Source organism: Okeania sp. SIO2F4 (assembly GCF_010672385.1).
Classification (GTDB): Bacteria; Cyanobacteriota; Cyanobacteriia; order Cyanobacteriales; family Microcoleaceae; genus Trichodesmium.
Window position 1 is genome coordinate 1 of record NZ_JAAHGT010001142.1, and the last position, 2,710, is coordinate 2,710.

Annotated in this window: 2 protein-coding genes; both read left to right on the forward strand. The window is 40.2% G+C overall.

Features of this window, described 5'->3' with window-relative positions:
• On the forward strand, window positions 1-1,388 hold a 1,388-nt coding region (locus F6K22_RS38105), incomplete at its 5' end, for an ATP-binding protein (protein ID WP_293110058.1).
• Window positions 1,389-1,855: 467 nt separating this feature from the next.
• Window positions 1,856-2,665, forward strand: coding sequence for a response regulator (locus F6K22_RS38110; protein ID WP_293110060.1), 810 nt, complete (start codon window positions 1,856-1,858; stop codon window positions 2,663-2,665).
• Window positions 2,666-2,710 lie beyond the last annotated feature (45 nt).

The window sequence follows — 2,710 nt, forward strand, 5'->3', positions numbered from 1 at the left end:
TGGCCAACATGAGCCATGAACTGCGTACACCCCTGAATGGAATTTTGGGATATAGTCAAATCCTCTCAAGGACATCTCTTACTGAACAACAGCAAAGGGGCATGGGTATCATATATCAGTGTGGTTTTCACCTGCTCACTCTCATTAACGATGTGCTGGACTTGGCTAAAATTGAAGCCCGTAAATTAGAAATTTACCCAAACCCTTGTTATCTTCCCGCCTTGCTTCAAGGGATAAGTGAACTGTCTCGGATCAAAGCCGAGCAAAAGAATTTGGATTTCATCTACCAACCCCCCAAAAATTTGCCGTCAGGTATCATTACTGATGAAAAACGGTTGCGTCAGGTGTTGATCAACTTGTTAGGTAATGCTATCAAATTTACAGATAGGGGCAAAGTGACTTTTAACGTAACCTCCCAGCGAACTCAAAAGTCTTCAGTTAAACTACACTTCCAGATTACTGACACGGGAAGCGGTATTAGTTCCGATCAGTTAGAGGCGATCTTTTTGCCCTTTGAACAAGTCGGTATACCTAAACGACAAAAGGAAGGAACAGGTTTAGGACTAGCTATCAGCCAAGATATTGTGAAAATGATGGGCAGTTCTATTCATGTTAATAGCCAGTTGGATGTAGGCAGTGTTTTCGAGTTTGAGATAGAATGTCCTCTGGCAACAAATTGGGTTCAAGCAAATACCTTGACTAATTTGGGACAGATTATCGGGTATTCTGGTCGCAGACTCCAAATTTTGGTAGTAGACGACCGATGGGAAAACCGTTCTGTCTTAGTTAACCTCCTCGAACCTCTCGGTTTTCAGGTATCGGAAGCTAACAATGGAAAACAAGCGCTAGAAAAAGCCAATCAAGTTAATCCCGATCTGATCCTTACTGACCTGAAAATGCCCATAATGGATGGCTGGGCAATGCTTGACCAACTTCGCCATTCGGAGGTTTTTAAAGATACAATTGTAATTGTTTCGTCTGCCAGTGTGTTTGCAGCAGACCGTCAAAAGAGCTTTGCTGCTGGAAGCAATGATTTTTTACCCAAACCTGTAGAAGCTGAAGAACTTTATCGTATGCTAGTTCAACACTTAAATATTCAATGGATATACAAAGAGTCAGATCAAACATTGACCGAGGTCTCCGAGGCGATCGCTACCAATGAAGTGACTATTCCTACTACTGGTGAATTAACTGTTCTGCTGGAACAATCAATGCAAGGTAAAATCAAAGCTATGGAGAAAGAACTAGAAAACTTATCACAGAAAGATGCACGGTATCTCCTCTTTATTGAGGAACTAAAACCCCTAATCCGCAGTTTTAAACTTAAAGAAGTTCGTCAATATTTGAATGAAGCGATGGAACAAGCAAAAGAATCTAATAGTGTTTAATTTTCTTGCTTTGCCTATAGAACCCCTAAGCGGATCTATAAACGGGAGTGTGGTCTGTATCGGAAGAGGAGGAAGTTTCATTAATGGATAATTACCACTCCGTTTTAGGGAGAGGATTGACCAATAAGGGAAAAAATTTATTTCTCGAGGGGAGATTGGATATGGCGAGGTCTCCTCGCCATCCCATCCTAAGGTCATGCTCCGCTTTCCGACCGCTTTTTCCCCTTTATTGGGGAGGCTAACAAAGCTGAATTATTTAATTATTTAATTATTAATTATTCGGTAAAGAGTAGGGGAGATTGTGAAGCTTGGGGACCTAGATTCTACCTTTTTCCCCTATTCTATATTCTCTTTCCTCCTGAGGACTGACTCCTGACTCCTGACTCCTATGCCACTTTGCAAAGATACCAAATGGGTTCTATATACTCCGATTAATATTTGAAGTGAATCTAATTAAAAACTAGACTATGTCTTTAACTAATAATTCCACTGTCTTGGTAATTGATGATAATCCTACTAATTTAGAAGTCTTGCACTATGCACTAACTGAGGTAGGTTATGAAGTGCGAGTTGAAATCGATGGTTACAATGCTCTTAACCAGATTGAGTTACAACCTCCCGATCTAATTCTCCTAGATGTAATGTTACCAGATATCAATGGCTTTGAAATCTGCCAGCAACTCAAAGCTAATCCCTGCACTCAGGAGATTCCGATCATTTTTATGACTGCTTTAATAAATATCGAAGACAAGGTTACTGGTTTGAGTTTGGGAGCAGTAGATTACATTACTAAGCCATTTCAGCAAGAGGAAGTTTTAGCTCGAGTCAGCCTTCACCTCAAAATGCGGCATCTTAATAAAACCCTGGAGATCCGAAACTCTCAGTTACAAAAAGAAATTGAAGAACGCCAAAAAACTGAAATGGCTTTGCATAACCTTGTCAGTGGAACAGCTTCTTTAATGGGGAAAGACTTTTTTCCTGCCTTTGTTAAGCATTTAGCAGCATCCCTTGAAGTCAACTATGTTTTCATCTCAGAAAAGAAAGGGGAGATATTAGAAACTCTGGCTTTTTGGTCAGTAGATCGGCTAAGTCCCAATTTTACTTATAAGCCGGAATTTACATTTACTCCTTGTAAAATTGTCTTAGAGCAAGGAAGGTGCTTCTGTTTCAGTAAGGTTCGAGAACAATTTCCTCAAGACATAGGTTTGCAGGAGTTGGAAGTAGATAGCTATCTAGGTATAGCTCTACTAAACTCTAACCAAGAACCTATTGGATAACAGTATATTTTGACTCCCCCAAGATTTTGACTCCCGGGAGTCAAA